We start from the raw sequence: 21218 nt of genomic DNA, 5'->3' as shown, positions 1-21218 counted from the left end.
ACCGGCCCGGTCGCTGGACGGGCCCGGCCGCCCGACCGGATGCGGTCCGAGCGGGCCGACGCCGCCGACCGGGCTCGCCCGCTACCGGCGGCGTACGACCGCGAACCGCAGGGGGGTGCCCGGGGGCGCCTGTGCCGCCGCGGCGAGGTCGGCGGCGCGCACCACCGCGATCACCGGGTACCCGCCGGTCGTGGGATGGTCCGCCAGGAACACCACGGGCCGTCCGTCGGGCGGGACCTGGACCGCCCCCAGCACCATGCCCTCACTGGGCAGTTCGCCCGGCCGGACGCGCTCCAGGGCGGGCCCCTCCGTGCGCAGCCCGATGCGGTTGCTCGCGGCGGACACCCGGTACGCGGACCGGGCGAGGGCGCGCAGGGCGTCCGGGGCGAACCAGTCGGCGCGCGGCCCCGGCGTCACCCGCAGCACCAGTTCGGCCGGAGGACCCGGCCACGGAACCGTGTCCACGCGCGCGCCCGGGCCACAGGGCGTCCCGAGCGGGAGCACCGCGCCGTCAACGAGCGGCGGCGGCCCGAGCCCGGAGAGCAGATCCGTGGAGCGGCTGCCGAGCACCGGCTCCACCGCCACCCCGCCCGAGATCCCGAGATAGCTGCGTACCCCGGACCGCGCGGGCCCGAGGTCGAGCAGCGCACCGGCCGGGACACGCACCGGCGCCCCCCAGGCCGCCGGGCGGCCGTCCACGGCGACCGCGCAGGGTGCCCCGCCGACCGCCACCGTGGCCGCCGAACGCAGCCGTACGGTACAGCCGTTGAGCGTGGTCTCCAGGACCGCAGCCTCCGGCGGGTTGCCGACCAGCCGGTTCACCAGCGCCGCCGCGGGCGCGTCCAGGGCCCCCGAGCGCGGCACCCCGAGGTGGGCGTGCCCGGGCCGCCCCCGGTCCTGGACGGTGGTCAGCGCCCCGGCCCGCTCGACCGACAGCGCGCGGTCCGTCATCCCGGCCCCGCCGGGACGAAGCGGACGCGGACGCCCGGGGCGAGCAGCGCCGCGGGGACCCGTGTGTGGTCCCAGAGGACCGCGTCGGCCGAGCCGATGAGCTGCCAGCCGCCCGGCGACGAGCGCGGGTAGACGCCCGTGTACGGGCCCGCGAGGGCCACCGAACCCGGAGGGACGGCGGTGCGCGGGGTGGCGCGGCGCGGCACCCGGTAGCGGTCCGGCAGCCCGGTCAGATAACCGAATCCCGGCGCGAACCCGCAGAAGGCGACCTGGAATTCGGCTGCGGAGTGGATCCGTCCCACCTCCTCCTCCGGCACGCCCCACAGGGTCGCGACCTCGCCCAGATCGGGGCCGTCGTACCGCACCGGGATCCTGATCGGTTCCCCGGTGTGCGGGGGGATCCGGGGGACCGGTCGGTCGGCCAGCAGGGCCGCGAGCCGGGAGGGCTCGGGCACTCCGTCCAGGAGCACCGAGCGGGCCGCGGGGACGATCTCCTCCGCGGTCAGCTCCCCGGCTCCCCGGCGGCGCTCCAGCTCGGCGTGCAGCGCCCGGGCCTCCTCCCCGGAGGAGACCTCCACCAGCAGCGCCGCCTCGCCGACGGGCAGCACTCTCATACGAAGGCCCCCACGCGCACGCCGGACGCCTCCAGCGCGGCGCGCACCCGGCGGGCCAGGCCGACCGCCCCCGGGGTGTCGCCGTGCAGGCACAGGGAACGGGCACCTACGGCGATCGCGCGCCCGGAACGGGCGGTGACGGTCCCGGTGCGGGCCAGGTCCACCGACCGCCCGACGACCGAGTCGGGCTCCGTGATCACCGCACCCTCCTCGTCGCGCGGCACCAAGGTGCCCTCGTCGGTGTAGGCACGGTCCGCGAACGCCTCGGTGACGACCGGGAGTCCGGCCTTGCCGGCCACCTCCAGCAGCCGCGAGCCGGGCAGCCCCAGCACGGGCAGTGTCGCGTCGGCCAGCAGCACACCGTCCACCACCGCCCCGGCCTGCCGATGATCGTGGACCACCCGGTTGTAGAGCGCGCCGTGCGGCTTCACATACGCGACCCGGGAGCCCGCCGCACGGGCGAAGACCTCCAACGCGCCGATCTGATACGCCACTTCGGCCGCCAGCTCGGCGGACGGCACCTCCATCGCGCGCCGCCCGAACCCGGCCAGGTCGCGGTAGGAGACCTGGGCGCCGATCCGTACGCCGCGTTCCGCCGCCAGCTCGCACACCCGCCGCATGGTGACCGCGTCCCCGGCGTGGAAGCCGCAGGCGACATTGGCGCTGGTGACGACGGACAGCAGCCGCTCGTCGTCGGTGAGCCGCCAGCGGCCGAAGCCCTCGCCGAGGTCGGCATTCAGGTCGATCATGTTCCCTCCCGGCATGTTCCCTCCCGGTCGCGGGGTTCTCCCACCGTGAAGCGTGATGGCGGCCCGCTGCGCTGCGTGATCGGCGCCCGGGGCGACGACAACCGCCGCCGTTTCACAGCAGCTCCTTGCCGCGCGTCTCGGGCAGCCCCAGCAGCGCCAGTGCCGCGACCCCGTAGCCGACCGCCCCGAAGGCCAGCGCGCCGCCCATGCCCCAGCTGTCGGCGAGAAAGCCCACCAGGGTGGGGAAGACGGCGCCCACGGCGCGCCCGGTGTTGTAGGTGAAGCCCTGGCCGGTGCCCCGGACCGCTGTCGGGTACAGCTCGCTCAGATAGGACCCGAAGCCGCTGAAGATCGCGGACATGCAGAAGCCGAGCGGGAAGCCCAGTACCAGCAGCAGGGTGTCGGCCCCGCTCGGGATGTTCGCGTACACCAGGACGCACAGCGCCGACAGCAGGGCGAAGAGCCAGATGGTGCGCCTGCGGCCCAGCCGGTCGGTGAGGTGGCCGCCGGTCAGGTATCCCAGGAAGGCGCCGGAGATCAGCAACGTCAGATACGAGCCGGTGCCGACCACGGACAGGCCCCGCTCCGACTTCAGATAGGTCGGCACCCAGGTCGCCAGGGTGTAGTAGCCGCCCTGGACGCCGGTGGAGAGCAGACTCGCGAAGACGGTGGTGCGCAGCAGGCCCGGTGCGCCCCGCGTGCCCCGGCGGAAAATCGCCGTGAAGGAGCCCTTCTCCGCGCTGTGTTCACGCCGCTCCCGCGCCTGCGGGGCGTCGTGCACCCGGCGGCGCATCCAGAGCACCAGCAGTGCGGGCAGCGCACCGGTCCAGAACATCACCCGCCAGGCCAGGGCGTCGCCCACCAGGGAGAAGACCACGGTGTAGACGGTGACGGCCAGGGCCCAGCCCACCGCCCAGGCGCTCTGGACCGCGCCGAGCGTACGGCCCCGGTGCCGGTCGCTCGCGTACTCGGCCACCAGGATCGCGCCGACCGCCCACTCGCCGCCGAAGCCCAGGCCCTGGAGGGCCCGGAAGACCAGCAGGGCCTCGTAGCTCGGCGCGAAGCCGCAGGCGACGGTGAAGACGGCGTATGTCACCACGGTGATCACCAGGGCCCGGACCCGGCCGATCCGGTCGGCGACCACGCCCGCGACGGCGCCGCCGACCGCGGAGACCAGCAGGGTGACCGTGGTCAGCAGAGCCGTCCGGCCGCCGTCCAGGCCGAAGTAGGCCGACAGGGCCACCATGCTCAGGGGCAGCGTGAAGTAGTCGTACGAGTCCAGGGCGTAGCCGCCGAAGGCGCCCGCGAAGGCGCGCCGGCCGCGCGGGCCCAGCGCCCGCAGCCAGCCGAAGGGGCCGTCGTCGGTGCCGGGTGCGGCCGTGCCCGGCGGAGTGTCGGAGGGTGGGGCCTTCGGTGGGGGAGACGAGTTCATGGGCACCTCGGGGAGGGGGCGGGGGTGCTGGAAACCGGGTCTGCCGTGCGGAAGCAACGGCGTCGCGCCGGGAAAACGGGCGGCGCCGTGCCCAGCAAGGTAGAGGATCGTTGAACGATCCTTCAATACCTGTGTTGTTTCGTTCTCGTCTCTGCGCTTGAATTCCGGGCATGGCAGAGCAGCTGACGGGACTGGCCGACGACCGCGCCCTCCTCGGGCGCACCAGCACCGCCGAGCGGGTCGCGGACATCCTCCGGAGCCGGATCGCCGAGGGCTACTTCCCGCCCGGCACCCGGCTCTCGGAGGACAGCATCGGCGGCGCCCTCGGTGTCTCCCGCAACACGCTGCGCGAGGCGTTCCGGCTGCTCACCCATGAACGGCTGCTGGTCCACGAGTTGAACCGGGGCGTCTTCGTCCGGGTGCTGGCCGTCGAGGACGTCGAGGACATCTACCGCGTCCGGGCCCTGGTGGAGCGCGCCGTGGTGCGCGGCCTCGGGCAGCCGCCGTACCCCCTGGACGGGCTCGCGAAGGCGGTCGCGGAGGGGCAGCGGGCCGCCCGTGAGGGCGACTGGAAAGGCGTCTCCACGGCGAACATCCACTTCCACGGGGAGCTGGTGGCCCTCTCGGCCAGCGAACGCACGGACGAGCTGATGCGCGGCGTCTTCGCCGAACTGCGGCTGGCTTTCCATGTGGTGGACGACCCGCGGCGGTTGCACGAGCCCTATCTCGCGCGCAACCTGGAAATTCTCGAGGCCCTCCGCGCGGGCGACCGCGAACGGGCCGAGGACCTGCTCGCCGTCTACCTCCACGACTCCCGCGCGGGCCTCGTCGAGATCTACGGCCGCCGGGTGGCGGACGGAGGGCGGGGCGGAGGGTGAGGCTCCGGCGCGCGGCGCGCGCTGCGCGCTGCGCACCGCGGCGGGGTGGGCCGGGGCGGGTGGCGGTCCGGCGCGTCCGGTTCGGCCGGTGCGGCGGCCCGGAGGCGGTCGTCTCCGGGGAGCGGTCCGTGCCGTTTGGGCTGTTGTCAGACCGAGGACCTAATCTGTGCACCGTGACTTCGCCTGCATCGACGGACCGTGTTCCGCCCCAGCTCAGCGCGGGGCCGCGCCCCGCCGTGGGGCCGGCCGCCGACGAAGGGCTGGCGCGGCGCCTGCGCGCGCTCGCCTGCACCGCGCCGCTGCACGACCTGGACGCGCGCAAGGCCAACCTCGCGGGCGAGTTCTCGGTCTACGGCATGGCGGAGGTCGCCCTCGCCGCCATCGACCTGGTCACGCTGAACATGGACTTCGACACCGGCGCCGACCACGACCAGATAGTCGCCCGCCTCGTCCCGCGCATCGCCGCCCAGGCCCCCGCCCGCCCCGCCGCCGAACACGAGCGCGTGGCCCGCTGGGTGCTGGAGAACCTGATCAACGTCGGCAGCGTCGACCGCGGCTTCCGCGCCGTCTACGGCACCTTCGACCCCGACGGCACCTATGTCCGCCGCGACTACGACTTCAAGCTGATCGAAGAGGTGCCCGGGTACGGCGGAAGCGTCTACCTCCGCACCACCGACGAGGCGGTCAACGTCCTCGTCGGCGCCCTCGACACGGACGTGACCAGCGCCCAGATCGCCGCCGAGGTCAAACTCGAGGTGCTGATCAGCCGCGGACGCCTGGCCGACGCCCAGCTCGCCGCCGAGCAGGCGCGCTACCGGACCGTCCAGTACTCGGAGTCGCTGCGCCGCTCCCTGGAGGCCACCCGCCGCAACGTCCGCGCGGTCGACTGGCTGAACGCGGTGCCGGACATGATCGCCGAGGCCCTCGACCACGTGGCCGACCGCTACCGCCACGAGAACGCGATCCTCACCAACATCCGCAAGGCCCGCGACGAGTCCGAGGACCCCGAGCAGAAGCGCCGCGCCGCCGAACTCGTCGACATCGTCAAGGACTGCATCCGCCGCCACACCCAGCTCCAGTCCCGGCTGCTCGAGGCGGGCCCGCTGTTCCGCGCCGAGCAGGACCGGCAGGCCTTCGCCACACCGGCGGCAACCTCCGGCACCGACCTCTACGGGCACCTCCTCGCCCCCGCCCTGCCGCTTCCGCTGGAGCACGCCGTCCGTGTCACGGACGCCTTCTTCGCACACGGCACGGGACTGCGCACCCCCGGCTCCGTACGCGTCGGGGACCTCGTCGAACTGCTGCTGACACCCCCGGTGGAGCGGGAACACCTTGGCGCGGAAATGCCCGAACCGGACCTGGTCGCGACCCCCGACGACAGCCGCTTCAGCGAGGAACAGCTCGCCGTCGCCACCGAGTTGCTCGACCTCCCGGCGGACGCGCCGCGACGGCTGTCCGGGCTGCTGGCCGAGGCGCGCCGCACCGAGGACCCCGATCTGGCGTATCTGGTGGCGCTGCTCGCCGTGCACGCGGCCAGCCCGCCCGTGGGCACGGCCTACCGGCAGGGCGAGGAGAAGCTGCTCTTCGCCGTCGACGACGGAACGGAGCTGGACGACCCCGAGTTCGGCGGTGCGGATCTGATCGTCGGGACGGCTCTGCTGGACGCGGCCGGAATGGCGGCGGACCGGACGGAGGCGGCATGAACGACCACCCGTACCAGCACGACAAGGAGTCCCGACCGTGACCGAGCACGTCGAGTGGAGCGACCCGGAGGCCGCCGCCGCACCGGTGAGCGCCGCCGTCACCCCCGCCGACGCCGCGGACGCGGCGCGGCTCGTCGCCTTCGGGTTGCAGCCCAAGCTCCAGCCCGCACGCGACCAGGAGTACGCCGACCTGCTGCGCCGCTACCGGGAGGACCCGCCGTTCGGGCGCCTCGCCGACGCCGTCGCCACCGGACTCGGCCTGGTCGTCCTGGAGGTGTCCCCGCGCGCGGGCATGGCCGTCACCGCCGCCGAGGACTCCGTCTTTGCCGTCAGGATGGGCGACTACGCGCGTCGTACGTCGGCCGACTCCGGCGACCGCTTTCTGCACGGGCTCGCCCATCTCGCCGTGGCGGCCCTCGCCTTCCCCCGCCCCGAGGACCTCGCGGACGACGGCTACATCGGCCGGGTCACGGTCAACGGTGTCGACGCCTTCGTACGCCAGGCCTGCCGCCGTCTGGAGGAGCGGGCCGAGCAGCAGGGGGAGAACACCGACCCGGCGACGGACGCCCCCTCCCTGGAGGCGGCCTGGCGGATCTGGGCCCGGCGCAGTGCCACCGGGGCCACCAAGGACGCGCGCAGGCTCGCGGGTTCGACCACCGGCATCATCGCCAAGGCCGTCGCCTTCCTCACCGACTCCGGCTTCCTCCAGCGCACCGGTGACGACGGCGGCGGCACCTACCGCACCACGGCCCGGTACCAGCTCCAGGTGCGCGACATGGCGGGCAGTGCGGCCATGGCCGAGCTGCTGGAACTCGGCGTCGTCCCGGTGACGGACGGCACGGCCACCCTGCTGGCCGCCGAGGACACCGACGATCTGGAGCTGGTGTCCGACGCCGGACTGCCGTTCCACTCCTGAGGCCCCGGAACCGGGCGGCCCGGCTGACACACGTCGGACCGGGCCCCGAGACCGCGCGACGGCACGGCTCCACGGCATCCGCCCCGTATCGAACCTCCCCACGTTTCCACGACCACTCAGCACGAGCGACGACGAGAGCCCCCCATGTACGAGCTGTCCCGGGTCCGCCTCTACTCCATCGGGCCGGCCGGTGCGCGCTATGCCGACACCGTGCTGGACCTGAGGGGCGTGGGCGCTCCGGTGCCCGATCCCGCGCCCACCCAGGCGGAGTTCTTCGAGGAGGAGCCCACCGGTCCGCCGCGCCGTCCCGCACCCGCGGGCGTGCTCTTCCTGGAGAACGGCGGCGGCAAGTCCGTCCTGCTGAAGCTGATCTTCTCGGTGATGCTCCCGGGCCACCGCAACACCCTCGGCGGCGCCAGCTCCGGTGTGCTGCGCAAGTTCCTGCTCGCCGACGACTGCGGCCATGTCGCCCTGGAGTGGCAGCACACACTGACCGGCGAGTGCGTCGTGGTGGGCAAGGCGAGCGAGTGGCGCGGCCGCCAGGTCTCCAACGACCCCCGCAAGTTCGCCGAGGCCTGGTACTCCTTCCGCCCGGGCCCCGGACTCAGCCTCGACAACCTGCCGGTCGCCGAGTCCACCGCCGTACGGCAGCCCGCCGAGGGCGCGTCCGGTGCCCAGGGGCGGCGCCGCACCATGAAGGGCTTCCGGGACGCCCTCACGGAGGCGGGCAAGGCGTATCCGCACCTCGAAGTGCACTGGGAGGAGATCCACGACCGCTGGAACGAGCATCTGACCGACCTCGGCCTCGACCCCGAACTCTTCCGCTACCAGCGGGAGATGAACGCCGACGAGGGCGAGGCCGCCGGACTCTTCGCGGTCAAGAAGGACTCCGACTTCACCGATCTGCTGCTGCGCGCCGTCACCGACACCCGGGACACCGACGGACTCGCCGACCTGGTCAGCGGCTTCGGCAACAAGCTGGGGCGACGCTCCGAACTGATCGCCGAACGGGACTTCACCGCCGGATCGGTGGACCTGCTCGGGCGCATCGTCGACGCCTCCGAGGCGCGGTCCCGGGCCCGGGACATCCACGCGGGCGCCGAGCGGCGCACCCGCACCCTCGCCCGCCGGCTGTCCGCCCGCGGGGTACGGGAGCGGGTCCGGGCCGGTGACCTCGCCCAGCGGGTGACCGCCGCGGCTGACGCCGTCACCCACGCCGAGGGCGCCCGGGAGCGCAGCGCCCTGATCGCGGCCGAACTGGCCTACCGGCACGCCTCGCTGGCGCTCGCCGGTGCGGAGAAGGCCGCCGCGGCGCAGAAGCGCGAACTGGCCGACGCCCGCCAGCTGTATGCGGCGTGGCAGGCCGCCGAGGCCGTGCTGCGGCACCGCGCCGCCGCCGACCGCTCCGCCCGCGTGGCCGCCGCGATCCTGGAGGCCGAACGGGACGCGGCCCCGGCGCTCGCCGCCCGCGCCAAGGCCGCCGTCGATCTCGTACGGGCGCTGCACACGGCCGCCGGGAACGCCGAGTCCCTGGCCAACGAGGGGGAGGAGCGTTCCGCCGCGCTCCAGGAAGTCGGCGAGTCCGCCTACCGGGACTCCACCGCCGCGGCCACCGAGGCGCAGCGCGCCCGCAGTGAGGCGGGGCATCTGCGCCAGCGGCTCGACGAGGTGGAGCAGGAGACCGCCCAGGCCGTACGGGCGGGCTGGCTGGACGACAGCGCCCCCGACGCCGACCCGGCGCGGGCCGCGCTGGCCGCCAGCGACGCGGAGAAGGAGGCCGTCGCGGCCTGGGACACCGCCCGCGACGCCTCCCGCAGCGCCACCGAACACGCACGCGAGGCGGCCTCCGCCGAGTCCAGGGCCGAGCTGACCGCGGCCCGTTCGGCGGACGCGGCCACCGCCGCCGAGCGGGCCCACCGGGCCGAACACCGGACCGCCGAGGCGCTCGCCGCGGAGGACCGCCTCGCGGAACTGCTCGGCCTGGCGGCCGCCGACCCGGCCGCACGGAACCGGGTCCCCGGCCCCCGGCGCGGCACCGACACCGACACGGACACCGACCCGGCAGGCACCGCGGCCGCGGGCGAGGGCTCCCTCACCCCCGAGGAACTGGACGGCTACGCCGACGAACTGCGCGCCCTGCTCGACGACTCGGTCACCGCCGCCGAACGCCACCTGTTCGAGCTGCGCACCGCGGCGGCCGACGACGCCCGCATCCTCGGCGCGCTCGGCGACGGCGGACTGCTGCCCCCGGGCCCCGATGTGCTCGCCACCGTCGAGTACCTCGGCGAGCACGGCATTCCCGCCCTGCCCGGCTGGCGCTACCTCGCCCAGGCCGTCGACCCCGCCGACCACGCGCGGGTGCTGGCCGCACGCCCCGAACTCGTCGACGGCGTGATCATCACCGACCCCGAGTCGCACGCCCGGGCCCGCCAGGCACTGGGCGAGGCCGCGCTGCTGCCACGGTCCGCCGTCGCCGTCGGCACCGCCGCCGCGCTGCTCGCCCCGACCCCGGCCCTCGGAGAGGGCGACGGCGGGACCGACGGCGTGTTCCTGGTGCCGCCGAACCCCGCCATGCACGACGAGCACGCCGCCGACGAGGAACGGCAGGCCCTGCGCGCCCGGGCCACCGCCCGCGACGAGGAGATCCGGCTGCTCGCCGCCCGGCTCGGCAAGGACCGGGAACTGGCAGCCCGGCTGGCCTCCTGGCGCACCGGATGCCCGGCCGGACGGCTCACCGAACTCGCCACGGCCGCCCGGGACGCCCGCACCTTCGCCGAGGAGGCGGAGGCCGAGCTGACCGAGGCGCGCACCGTCCGCGCCGAGGCCGACGAAGCCGCGGCCGAGGCCGCCCTGATGCGGGACGAGCGGCAGGAGGCCGCCCAGAAGGCCCGCCGTGCCGCGGACGCCCTGGCAGGGCTCGCCTTCCGGCTGCGCGAGCGCGCGGGCTGGCAGGTCAGGCTGCGGGAACTCGCCGACGAGGCAGTCGAGTCGGAGGCCCGCGCCCAGTCCTGTCTGGAGCGTGCCCGCGCCGCCGACGAGGACCGCCGCGCCGCACAGCGCGCCGCCGACGACGCCCGCCGCACGGCGCGTGCGCTGCGCGCCGAGCGCGCGGAGATCGCGGGCGCCCCCGACGACGTACCCGAGGACGACGCGACCGGGCCCCGGGCCTCCCTGCCCGCCCTGCGCGAGGCCTACCGGGCCGCCTCCCAGGTGTACGAGAAGGTGGGCGTCGGCGCCGACCTGCGGGCCGAGCAGGCGCGGGCCGAGAGCGACGAGTCCGCCGCGCTCGCCGAACTCAACCGGCTCAGCAACAAGGTGCGCACCCGGGCCGAGCAGCTCCTCCAGTCCACGGACGGCTCCGACGGGCCCTCCCGGCAGGCCGCCGCGGCACGCGCCGAGGAACTGGTGCAGCTGCTGGAGACCCGGGCCTCCACGGCCAGCGAGCAACTGGGGCGGCTGCGCGGCGAGGCCGAGCGGCACGCACCGGAGAACGGCGAGGCCCACACCGGGCTGCCCGAGGAGCTGGAGCCCCGGGACGCCGAGCACGCGGCGACCCTGCTGCGCACCGCGACGGCCGAACTGGCCTCCCGCGTCGAGGCGCTCGACGCGGCCCGCGCGGCCCACGCCGAACTCCTGGACGCCCACCGGGCCGCCGAGGACGCGGCGAGCGGCTTCGACGAGATCGCGGCCATGCTCCGCGACCTGCTGCGCGAGCACGCCTCCGAGGAGGAGCAGGAGCAGTCGGAGGCCTATCCGGGCACCCCCGAGGAAGCCCGGCGTGCCGCCGCGGAGACCCGCAGGTCGCTGCGCGGCTGCGCCGCCGACCTGTCCGCCGCCGAGGCCGCCGTGCGCGAGGCCTGCGACGTACTGGTCCGGCATGCCAACTCCACCCGCTACGAGCAGGTCCGCACCCCCGCCCGGCAGCAGATCCGGGAACTGCCCGCCTCCGCGCTGCCGGAGCACGCCCAGCGCTGGGCCGACGCGTTCGCCCCCCGGCTGCGCGTCCTCACCGACGAACTGGCCCAGCTGGAACGCAACCGGGACTCCATCGTGGACCGGCTGCGGGGCCTGGTGGAGTCCGCGCTCGCCACCCTGCGGTCCGCCCAGCGGCTGTCCCGGCTCCCCGAGGGGCTCGGCGAGTGGTCCGGACAGGAGTTCCTGCGGATCCGCTTCGAGGAACCGGACCAGGCCACCCTGGTGGAGCGCCTCGGTGAGGTCATCGACGACGCCACCCGGGCGGCCGTCAAGAAGAACTCCGACCTGCGGCGCGACGGAATGTCACTGCTACTGAGGGGAGTCGGCGCCGCACTCCAGCCCAAGGGCGTCGCGGTCGAGATCCTCAAGCCGGACGCCGTGCTGCGCGCCGAGCGGGTCCCGGTCGGTCAGATGGGAGACGTCTTCTCGGGCGGCCAGCTGCTCACCGCCGCCATCGCCCTGTACTGCACGATGGCCGCGCTGCGCTCCAACGACCGCGGCCGCGACCGGCACCGCCACGCGGGCACCCTGTTCCTGGACAACCCCATCGGCCGCGCCAACGCCACCTATCTGCTGGAACTCCAGCGGGCCGTCTCGGATGCGCTGGGCGTCCAACTCCTCTACACCACAGGACTGTTCGACACCACCGCGCTCGCTGAATTCCCGCTGGTCATCCGGTTGCGCAACGACGCCGACCTGCGGGCCGGACTGAAGTACATCCGGGTGGAGGAGCATCTGAGGCCGGGGCTGCCCCAGCAGCCCCAGGCCGGTGAGGCGGTGCACAGCGAGATCACCGCGACCCGGATGTTCAAACGCCCCGCCTGACCCCCGCGCACCCCTCCGGACCCCGCTCTCCCCGCAGTCGCCTACCCCGCGGCCCCGGGCCGAGCGGAGCCCGGGGCGGTCCCGAGGCACGCCAAGTGGCGCCTGCCGACTTGCCGTTCACCAAAGCAACGGGTGCACCGTCGTGCCCCGGCTATGGATGGGACAGCCGCCCGGTGCCGGCGCCGCCCTGCCCGGATATCCGGCGCCGGGCGCGCTCCGCAGACCGGGCGTGCCGCCGCTCCCTGCGCACCTCGCGTCGCGCGGCGCGGGCCGTGCTGCTGGGAGCCGAGATCACCCCGTGCCGCTGGTACCAGACCTGGCGTGTCACCCAGACGTCCAGCACGCCCCAGGTCGCCGCCACGGTCCCGGCAACGCTCGCCAGGACCATCGGGAACGCCAGCCACGAGCCGGCCATCGTGCACAGGAAGGCGACGACGGCCTGAATGAGGGTCACCGCGACGATGAGGACCGCCCGCACCGCCGCCTTACGCACCGGATCCGGAAGCCGCCGCCTGCGCGCGGGCTCCTCCACCCACAACGGCCGGTGGTACGGCGCCTCGTACCGCCCCGCGTGGGTCCCGGCGCCCCGTTCGACCGCGCGGGGATCTCTTGCGTCCGTCGTGCCCATCAACCCGTCACTCCCCACCGCCCGCAGCCCCCTGGCCCCGGCGCCGTCCGGCCCCGGCTTCTCAGTGGCTGCCCGGCTTGCGCTGTGTTACGCCGCCTGAGCGCGGCCTGCGGCGCCTCGGGTCCCATTCGCCCCCGATTCCCCATGGACAAGGACGATCCACACGCTCCGAAGATTCCCGGCGAACGAAAAATTCCGGCCAACCGCCCCGGACGTCCGGCCGCGCGCTCTCCGCCCCGGACGCCTGTTGCGGGCCGCGAATTCCCGTAATGGCGGGACAACTCCCGATGTCCTGTTCGCTGTCCATGACAAGGTGTGCCCGGTCGGCCCTTCGAGATACCAGTGTGTCGGTAGTAGGCTCACGCCGTTTGTTGACGCACACGTGTGCCCCCGGCCGCAGGGGGTCGAGCTGGGGGAGGCCATGCGCTTTCGCGGGAAGTCCATCCGCCGGAAGATCGTGGCGCTCCTTCTCGTGCCGCTCCTGTCGCTGACCGCCATCTGGGCCTTCGCGACCGTGCTCACCGGCCGTGCCGCCCAGTCCGTGTTCCACGCCTCCCACATCGTCGAGAAGGTCGGCTACCCGACCGAGGACACGGTCCGTCTCCTCCAGGCGGAACGCCGCCAGACCCTCGTCTATCTCGCGGACCCGCGCGCCTCCGACTCCCTCGCCGCACTGCGCCGCAGCCGCTCCGCCACCGACCGGGTGGTGGCGACGCTCCGCCGCAACAGCAGGGACGGCGACCTGCACGACGACATGGGGCCCGGCACCACCGAGCGGCTCACCGCCATCCTGGACGCCCTGGACGGCATACCCTCGCTGCGCCGCAGCGTGGAGGACGGCACCGTCGGACGCAGCCAGGCCCTGGACCTCTACAACCGCCTGATCGACCCCTGTTTCACCCTGCTGACCAACCTCCAGGTCCTCGACAACGTCACCATCGAGAAGCAGGGCCGCGCGCTCGCCGGTGTCTTCCGCGCCCGCGAACTGCTCTCCCGGGAGGACGCCCTCCTCGGCTCCGCGCTCGTCGACGGACGGATCACCCGCGATGACATCCGCGAAGTCTCCGGCCTCGTCGCACAGCGCACCGTGCTGTACGACATCAGCCTGCCCCTGCTGCCGGGCCCGGAGAGCGACCGCTTCAGGCACTACTGGAGCAACCCCGACACCGCGCCCCTGCGCATGGCCGAGCAGGCCGTCACCGACGCCGCCCCCGGCACCCCGCACGGCGTGACCGCGCAGAGCTGGGACCAGGCCGCGGGGCCGGTCCTGCACCGGCTCGACGCCATGAGCAACCGGGCCGGCGACCGCTACCAGGACCGCGTCCGACCCCTGGCCGTCGACGTCATCGTCAAAGCGGCCGTCGCGGGCGTCCTCGGCCTCGCCGCCCTGCTGGTCTCCCTCGTCATGTCCGTACGCATCGGCCGCGGTCTCCATCGCGACCTGCGGCGGCTTCGCCTGGACGCCCATGAGGCGTCAGGAGTACGGCTGCCCGGCGTGATGCGCCGTCTCTCGGCGGGCGAACAGGTCGACGTCGAGACCGAGGTACCACGCCTGGAATACGACCAGAACGAGATCGGCGAGGTCGGCCAAGCCCTCAACACCCTCCAGCGCGCCGCCGTCGAGGCCGCCGTCAAACAGGCCGAACTGCGCGCCGGTGTCGCCGAGGTCTTCGTCAACCTCGCCCGCCGCAGCCAGGTCCTGCTGCACAAGCAGCTCACCCTCCTCGACACCATGGAGCGCAGGACCGAGGACACCGAGGAACTCGCCGACCTCTTCCGGCTCGACCACCTCACCACCCGCATGCGCCGCCACGCCGAGGGGCTGGTGATCCTCTCCGGCGCCGCCCCCTCCCGGCAGTGGCGCAAACCGGTCCAGCTGATGGACGTGGTGCGCGCCGCCGTGGCCGAGGTCGAGGACTACGAGCGGATCGAGGTACGACGGCTGCCCCGGGTCGCGGTCACCGGCCCCGCGGTCGCCGACGTCACCCACCTGGTCGCCGAACTCCTGGAGAACGCCACGGTGTTCTCGCCGCCGCACACCGCCGTGCAGGTCATCGGTGAACGCGTCGCCAACGGCTTCACCCTGGAGATCCACGACCGCGGCCTCGGCATGTCCGCCGAAGCGCTCCTGGACGCCAACCTCCGGCTCGCCGAAACACCCGAGTTCCAGCTGTCCGACACCGACCGGCTCGGCCTGTTCGTGGTCAGCAGACTCGCCCGCCGCCAGAACGTCCGCGTCTCCCTCCAGCCCTCCCCCTACGGCGGGACCACGGCCGTCGTCCTCATCCCCGATGTGCTGCTGACCGACGACGCACCGGACACCAACGGCGTCGGCTTCCGTCTGGACCGCCCCCTGTCCGGCAGGACGGAGACGGGAGCCGGGGACCGCACACCCGGTCTCGCCCCCCTGCCCGCCAAGCTCCCCGGCATCGCGGCCTCGGTCCTGGACGGTCCGGTGGAACTCGAAGCCCCCGTCGACCTGGACACCGTCGACGACTTCCCCGGCGCCCTCGGCGACGAGGACAGCGAACGCGGCGGACTCTTCCGCCCCCGGCGCTCGCTCGCCGACGCCCCGGCAACACCGCACCCGTCCGCACGCGACTCCCGCGGTGAACCCTCCGGACCCGCCGACAGCGACCACCCGGACGCCCCGGTACCGCTGCCGCGCCGCCGCACCCCCAAGCTCGTCAGCTCCCACGGCCGCCCGGTGACCGGCCCGCGGCGCGGACGGCCCGACGCGGAAGCCGAGCCGCCCGAACGGCGGGTCACGGATCTCCAGCAGGCCAGAAGGCCCCCGGGCCGCCCGGCGGAACCCACCGGAGTCACCCCGCGTCTCCACGGCGACCGCGCCACGGCCCCCGCCCTGCCGCAGCGGCGCCGTCCCCTGCCCCCGGCAGGCCCCGAGGCCAGCGCCCCGCAGCGCCCCCCGGAGGACGGGCCGGCGGAATCCGCTGCGGGAGCACTGCCCCGCCGGGTCCGCCAGGCCAGCCTGGCACCGCAGTTGAAGGAAGACCCCCATCGGCGCACCGAAGGCGACCGGTCCCGCACCGCGGACCGGCCGACTCCGGGCGAACGCGACGCCGACGAGGTCCGCAGCCGCTTCGCCTCCCTCCAACGGGGATGGCAGCGCGGCCGCGAGGAGGACGCCACGGGCGACGAGGCCCCGAACGGCTCAGCACCACGAACAACAAAGGGAGACGGTCGATGACCGCACCGAAGGCCGCAGGGCCCACCGCGACGAACACGGCGTCCGGGGAGCTGAACTGGCTCCTCGACGACCTGGTCGAGCGCGTCGCCAGCATCCGCAAGGCGCTCGTGCTCTCCGGCGACGGCCTGCCGACAGGCGTCTCCAAGGACCTGAGCCGGGAGGACGGCGAGCATCTCGCCGCCGTGGCCTCCGGCTTCCACAGCCTCGCCAAGGGGGTCGGCCGCCACTTCGACGCCGGGGGCGTCCGGCAGACCATCGTCGAGCTCGAAGAGGCGTTCCTCTTCGTCACGGCCGCCGGAGACGGCAGCTGCCTCGCCGTACTGTCCGACGCGGAATCCGACGTGGGACAGGTGGCCTACGAGATGACCCTCCTGGTGAAGCGCGTCGGCGCACATCTCGCCGCCGCTCCGCGCACCGATCTGCCTTCGGGCGGGTAGTGAGACGGTATGAGCGGAGACGGGCGGGGAAGAAGCCACTGGTTCGACGACGAGGCCGGGCCGGTGGTCCGTCCGTACGCCATGACGCGCGGCCGCACCAGCCACGGCGCCCAGCACCGGCTCGACCTCATCGCGGTGGTCGTCACCGAGTCGCGCGCGGAGGCCCCGGAGGCGGACCCGTCGCTCTCTCCGGAACATGTGGACATCGTCCGGCTCTGCCGTGACACCCCCCAGTCCGTCGCCGAACTCGCCGCCGAACTCGATCTGCCCGTCGGTGTCGTCCGCGTACTCGTTGGCGACCTGGTGGACGGGCACCTCGTCCACGTGTCGCGTCCCGTGCCCCCCGCGGAGCTGGTGGACGAGAGCATCCTGCGGGATGTGATCAGCGGCCTGCGCGCCCTCTGACGCCGGGGGGCCCGCGCCCATACGGCCCGCGCGCGAACCCCCGGGGACGAGGAGCGGCGGCCGGGCGCGGCCGGGCCCGGGAGCACCGGCGGCCGCCGACACGGCCTCCCGCGCGGGGACCGGGACCGGCAGCCACCGCCCGCTAGGATCTGACCGATCGTCGACCCCCAGCCGCACCCGGCCGGTCATCCGTCCGCGGACACGGTTCCGAACAGCGCGATCGGAGAGACGGACGTGACCACGGGCTGGCAGTTCTGGGTCGACCGCGGCGGCACCTTCACCGACATCGTCGCGCGCAGCCCGGACGGCCGCCTGCTCACCCACAAACTGCTCTCCGACAACCCCCGCCACTACGCCGACGCCGCCGTGGCGGGAGTACGCGCACTCCTCGGCGGCGACGAGCCCATCGACACCGTCCGGATGGGCACCACCGTCGCCACCAACGCCCTCCTCGAACGCAAGGGCGAACGCACTCTCCTCGTCATCACCCGCGGCTTCCGTGACGCCCTGCGCATCGCCTACCAGAACCGTCCGCACATCTTCGCCCGGGCGATCGAGCTCCCGGAGCTGCTGTACGAACGGGTCGTCGAGGTCGACGAACGCATCGCCGCCGACGGCACCGTCCTGCGCGCCCCCGACCTGGACACCCTTGCCGGAGCGCTCCAGGACGCCTACGACGACGGGATCCGCGCCGTTGCCGTCGTCTGTATGCACAGCCATCTGCACACCGCCCACGAACGGGCCGTCGGCGAGCTGGCCGCCCGGACCGGCTTTCCGCAGATCTCGCTCTCCAGCGAGGTCAGCCCCCTGATGAAGCTGGTCCCGCGCGGCGACACGGCCGTCGTCGACGCCTACCTCTCGCCCGTCCTGCGCCGCTATGTCCGGCACATCGCCGAGGAACTCGAAGGCGTACGGCTGATGTTCATGCAGTCCAACGGGGGACTCGCCGAGGCCCGGCAGTTCCGCGGCAAGGACGCCGTCCTCTCCGGGCCGGCCGGCGGCATCGTCGGCATGGCCCGGATGTCGCAGCTGGCCGGTTTCGACCGCGTCATCGGCTTCGACATGGGCGGCACCTCCACCGATGTCTCCCACTACACCGGTGAGTACGAGCGCGTCTTCACCACCCGGATCGGCGGCGTCCGGCTGCGTGCACCGATGCTCGACATCCACTCGGTCGCGGCGGGCGGCGGCTCGGTCCTCCACTTCGACGGCTCCCGCTACCGCGTAGGGCCGGACTCGGCGGGCGCGAACCCGGGGCCCGCCTGCTACCGGGGCGGCGGCCCGCTCACCGTCACCGACGCCAACGTCATGCTCGGCCGTATCCAGTCCACCCACTTCCCCGCCGTGTTCGGCCCCGGAGGCGACCAGCCGCTGGACGACGCCGTGGTCCGCGACCGGTTCACCGCCCTCGCCGAGCGGATCCGCGAACGCACCGGGGACGAACGCACCCCCGAGCAGGTCGCCGAGGGCTACCTGGAGATCGCGGTCGCCAACATCGCCAACGCCGTCAAGCGGATCTCGGTCCGGAAAGGCCACGACGTCACCCGCTACGCGCTCACCACCTTCGGCGGGGCGGGCGGTCAGCACGCCTGCCGGGCCGCGGACTCGCTGGGCATCCGCACCGTCCTCGTACCGCCCATGGCCGGGGTCCTCTCCGCGCTCGGCATCGGGCTCGCCGACACCACGGCCATGCGCGAACAGTCCGTCGAAGCGCCCCTTGAACCCGCCTCGATGCCCCGCGTCCACGAGACCGCCGACGCACTGGAGGCCGCGGCCCGCGGCGAGCTCCTCGCCGAGGGCGTCCCGGAGAGCCGTATCCGCGTCGTCCGCCGGGCCCAACTGCGCTACGACGGCACGGACACCACCCTCACCACCGAGGTGACCGAGCCCGACGAGATGCTGCGTGTCTTCGAAGAACGTCATCGCGCCCTGTACTCCTTCGCCCTCGACCGCCCGGTCGTCGTAGAAGCCCTCTCCGTGGAAGCCACCGGCATCACTCAACCCCCCGATCTGTCGTCCCTCGCCCCGTACGAAGGCCGCTCCGCCGCACCCGAGACCGTCCGCCTCCACACCGGCGGCGCCTGGCGCGACGTACCCCTCCACCGCCGGGAGCATCTGCCTCCCGGCGACACCGTCACCGGACCCGCGATCATCACGGAGCCCAGCGCCACGACCGTCGTGGACGACGGCTGGCGGGCCGCGGCGACCGACGACGGGCATCTGGTCATGGAACGGCCCGTGATTACAGAGAGTTCCCGACCCGACACAGAAATCGATCCCGTCCGGCTGGAGCTGTTCAACAACCTGTTCATGTCCATCGCCGAACAGATGGGCGCCCGGCTGGAGTCCACGGCCCAGTCCGTCAACATCAAGGAACGCCTCGACTTCTCCTGCGCCCTCTTCGACCCTGAGGGAAACCTGGTGGCCAACGCCCACCACATCCCCGTCCACCTCGGCTCCATGGGCACCAGCGTCAAAGAGGTCATCCACCGGCGCGGGGACGCGATGCGGCCCGGCGACACCTACGCCGTCAACGACCCGTACCACGGCGGCACCCATCTGCCTGATGTCACCGTTGTCACCCCGGTCTTCGACACACAGGGTGAGCGGATCCTCTTCCATGTCGCCTCCCGCGGCCACCACGCGGAGATCGGCGGCATCGCCCCCGGCTCCATGCCCGCCCGCAGCCGCACCATCGAGGAGGAGGGCGTCCTCTTCGACAACTGGCTGCTCGCCGAGCGGGGCCGCTTCCGCGAGGAGGAGACACTCCGGCTCCTGACCGGGGCACCCCACCCGTCACGCAATCCGACGACCAATCTCGCCGACCTGCGCGCCCAGATCGCCGCCAACCGCAAAGGCGCCGACGAGGTCGGCCGCATGATCGAGGACTTCGGCCTCGACGTGGTCCAGGCCTATATGAAGCACGTCCAGGACAACGCCGAGGAATCCGTCCGCCGCGTCATCGACGCCCTGGACGACGGCGAGTGCGCCTATGAGGCGGACTCCGGCGCGGTCATCCGCGTCCGGGTGCGGGTCCACCGCGACAGCCGCTCCGCCACCGTCGACTTCACCGGTACCTCCCCGCAGCTGACCACCAACTTCAACGCACCCTCCGCCGTCGTCAACGCCGCTGTCCTGTATGTCTTCCGCACCCTCGTCACCGACGACATCCCGCTCAATGACGGCTGCCTGCGCCCCCTCCACATCGTCGTCCCGCCCGGCTCGATGCTCGCGCCCGAGCCCCCGGCCGCCGTCGTCGCCGGCAATGTCGAGACCTCCCAGTCCCTCGTCGGCGCCCTCTACGCCGCACTGGGAGTACAGGCCGAGGGCTCCGGCACCATGAACAACGTCACCTTCGGCAACGACCGGTACCAGTACTACGAGACGGTGGCCTCCGGCTCGGGCGCGGGCGACGGCTTTCCCGGCACATCCGTCGTACAGACCCATATGACCAACTCGCGCCTGACCGACCCCGAGGTCCTGGAATGGCGACTGCCCGTCCTGCTCGACGAGTTCGCGGTACGGTACGGCAGTGGCGGCACCGGCCGCTGGCACGGCGGGGACGGAGCGGTCCGCCGGATCCGATTCCGGGAGCCCATGACCGTTTCCACACTGTCCCAGCACCGCAGGGTCCCGCCCTACGGCATGGCGGGCGGCAGCCCGGGCGCGCTCGGCGCCAACCGGGTGGAGCGCGCGGACGGAAGCGTGCTGCACCTTCGGGGCAGCGACTCGGCGGACGTCGGCCCGGGCGACGTACTGGTCGTCGAAACCCCCGGTGGCGGAGGCTATGGACCCCCGCCGACCGACCCCCAGCAAGCAGGAGAAGAGAACGATGATCGTCGGGCGCAGTGAGCGCGGCAGGCCGCCGGTGGAGCCCGTCACGCTCAAGATCCTCGTGGCCGGCGGATTCGGCGTGGGCAAGACGACTCTCGTCGGCGCGGTCAGCGAGATCAGGCCGCTGCGCACCGAGGAGACCCTCACCGAGGCCGGGCGCCCCGTCGACGACACCAGCGGTGTGGAGGGCAAGCACACCACCACCGTGGCGATGGACTTCGGCCGGATCACCCTCCGCGAGGACCTGGCCCTGTATCTCTTCGGCACACCGGGCCAGGACCGCTTCTGGTTCCTGTGGGACGAGTTGGCCACCGGCGCCCTGGGCGCGGTCGTCCTGGCCGACACCCGCCGTCTGGAGGACTGCTTCGCCGCCGTGGACTACTTCGAGCGCCGCTCCATCCCCTTCGTCGTGGGCGTCAACTGCTTCGAGGGCGCGGCCGCCTACCCGGCCGACGACGTACGGCGCGCCCTCGACCTCGACGGCGGCGTACCCGTGATCCTCTGCGACGCGCGCGACCGGGAGTCGGTGAAGGACGTCCTCGTCGGGCTCGTCCGGCACACCATGGAGTCCACGGCCGACCACCGCGCGAGCGTCACCACCTGACCTCCCGCAGGGCCGCCCGTGCCACGTACTCGATCAGACGGGGGAGCGCCGGTGCGCAC

Annotated in this window: 14 protein-coding genes; 9 read left to right on the top strand and 5 right to left on the bottom strand. The window is 73.7% G+C overall.

From position 1 onward, the window contains the following. Positions 1–81 precede the first annotated feature (81 nt). From ACIHAA_RS10865 to ACIHAA_RS10850, 4 genes are all read right to left on the bottom strand, one after another. The gene (locus ACIHAA_RS10865) at positions 82–951 is read right to left on the bottom strand and encodes a biotin-dependent carboxyltransferase family protein (protein ID WP_399815512.1); all 870 of its coding nucleotides are present in this window, start codon (positions 949–951) and stop codon (positions 82–84) included. Then, complete coding sequence (locus ACIHAA_RS10860) at positions 948–1565, bottom strand: allophanate hydrolase subunit 1 (protein ID WP_399815510.1); 618 nt, start codon at positions 1563–1565, stop codon at positions 948–950. The genes ACIHAA_RS10865 and ACIHAA_RS10860 overlap by 4 nt, the downstream gene beginning before the upstream one ends. Further along, on the bottom strand, positions 1562–2314 hold the full coding sequence (locus ACIHAA_RS10855) for a LamB/YcsF family protein (RefSeq protein WP_399815508.1): 753 nt from the start codon (positions 2312–2314) through the stop codon (positions 1562–1564). Before ACIHAA_RS10855 ends, ACIHAA_RS10860 begins: the two co-directional genes overlap by 4 nt. Before the next feature lie 112 nt (positions 2315–2426). Continuing rightward, the gene (locus ACIHAA_RS10850; protein ID WP_399815506.1) at positions 2427–3746 is read right to left on the bottom strand and encodes an MFS transporter; all 1320 of its coding nucleotides are present in this window, start codon (positions 3744–3746) and stop codon (positions 2427–2429) included. A gap of 170 nt (positions 3747–3916) precedes the next feature. Between ACIHAA_RS10850 and ACIHAA_RS10845 the strand changes: the two genes are divergently transcribed. The 4 genes from ACIHAA_RS10845 to ACIHAA_RS10830 all read left to right on the top strand — a co-directional run bounded on the left by ACIHAA_RS10845 (position 3917) and on the right by ACIHAA_RS10830 (position 12043). Next, positions 3917–4624: a GntR family transcriptional regulator gene (locus tag ACIHAA_RS10845; RefSeq protein WP_399815504.1), complete on the top strand. Its 708-nt coding sequence runs from the start codon at positions 3917–3919 to the stop codon at positions 4622–4624. 173 nt (positions 4625–4797) lie between these two features. Continuing rightward, the gene (locus tag ACIHAA_RS10840) at positions 4798–6327 is read left to right on the top strand and encodes a hypothetical protein (RefSeq protein ID WP_399815502.1); all 1530 of its coding nucleotides are present in this window, start codon (positions 4798–4800) and stop codon (positions 6325–6327) included. 37 nt (positions 6328–6364) lie between these two features. Continuing rightward, complete coding sequence (locus ACIHAA_RS10835; RefSeq protein WP_399815501.1) at positions 6365–7243, top strand: hypothetical protein; 879 nt, start codon at positions 6365–6367, stop codon at positions 7241–7243. 144 nt (positions 7244–7387) lie between these two features. After that, positions 7388–12043, top strand: coding sequence for a hypothetical protein (locus ACIHAA_RS10830; protein WP_399815499.1), 4656 nt, complete (start codon positions 7388–7390; stop codon positions 12041–12043). A gap of 151 nt (positions 12044–12194) precedes the next feature. Here ACIHAA_RS10830 and ACIHAA_RS10825 read toward each other — a convergent pair whose 3' ends face one another. Continuing rightward, positions 12195–12671, bottom strand: a complete 477-nt coding sequence (locus ACIHAA_RS10825; RefSeq protein ID WP_399815497.1) for a hypothetical protein — start codon at positions 12669–12671, stop codon at positions 12195–12197. A gap of 421 nt (positions 12672–13092) precedes the next feature. On the opposite strand from ACIHAA_RS10825, the gene ACIHAA_RS10820 reads away from it, so the two are divergent. From ACIHAA_RS10820 to ACIHAA_RS10800, 5 genes are all read left to right on the top strand, one after another. Continuing rightward, on the top strand, positions 13093–15879 hold the full coding sequence (locus ACIHAA_RS10820) for a nitrate- and nitrite sensing domain-containing protein (protein WP_399815496.1): 2787 nt from the start codon (positions 13093–13095) through the stop codon (positions 15877–15879). Beyond that, entirely contained in the window at positions 15876–16316 is a 441-nt protein-coding gene (locus ACIHAA_RS10815) for a roadblock/LC7 domain-containing protein (RefSeq protein ID WP_399815494.1), read from the top strand. The genes ACIHAA_RS10820 and ACIHAA_RS10815 overlap by 4 nt, the downstream gene beginning before the upstream one ends. Before the next feature lie 9 nt (positions 16317–16325). Continuing rightward, positions 16326–16721 carry a DUF742 domain-containing protein gene (locus tag ACIHAA_RS10810; protein ID WP_399815492.1) on the top strand — a complete coding sequence of 132 codons (396 nt, stop codon included), beginning with the start codon at positions 16326–16328 and terminating at the stop codon, positions 16719–16721. 234 nt (positions 16722–16955) lie between these two features. Next, positions 16956–20573, top strand: a complete 3618-nt coding sequence (locus ACIHAA_RS10805) for a hydantoinase B/oxoprolinase family protein (RefSeq protein ID WP_399815491.1) — start codon at positions 16956–16958, stop codon at positions 20571–20573. Continuing rightward, positions 20554–21159 carry a GTP-binding protein gene (locus ACIHAA_RS10800; RefSeq protein WP_399815489.1) on the top strand — a complete coding sequence of 202 codons (606 nt, stop codon included), beginning with the start codon at positions 20554–20556 and terminating at the stop codon, positions 21157–21159. The genes ACIHAA_RS10805 and ACIHAA_RS10800 overlap by 20 nt, the downstream gene beginning before the upstream one ends. The last annotated feature ends 59 nt before the right edge of the window (positions 21160–21218 follow it).

The organism is Streptomyces sp. NPDC052040 (assembly GCF_044548405.1).
In the GTDB taxonomy this organism is placed as follows: domain Bacteria; phylum Actinomycetota; class Actinomycetes; order Streptomycetales; family Streptomycetaceae; genus Streptomyces.
The sequence above is the reverse complement of the archived record's forward strand: the minus strand, read 5'-3'. Positions and strand labels throughout refer to the sequence as shown.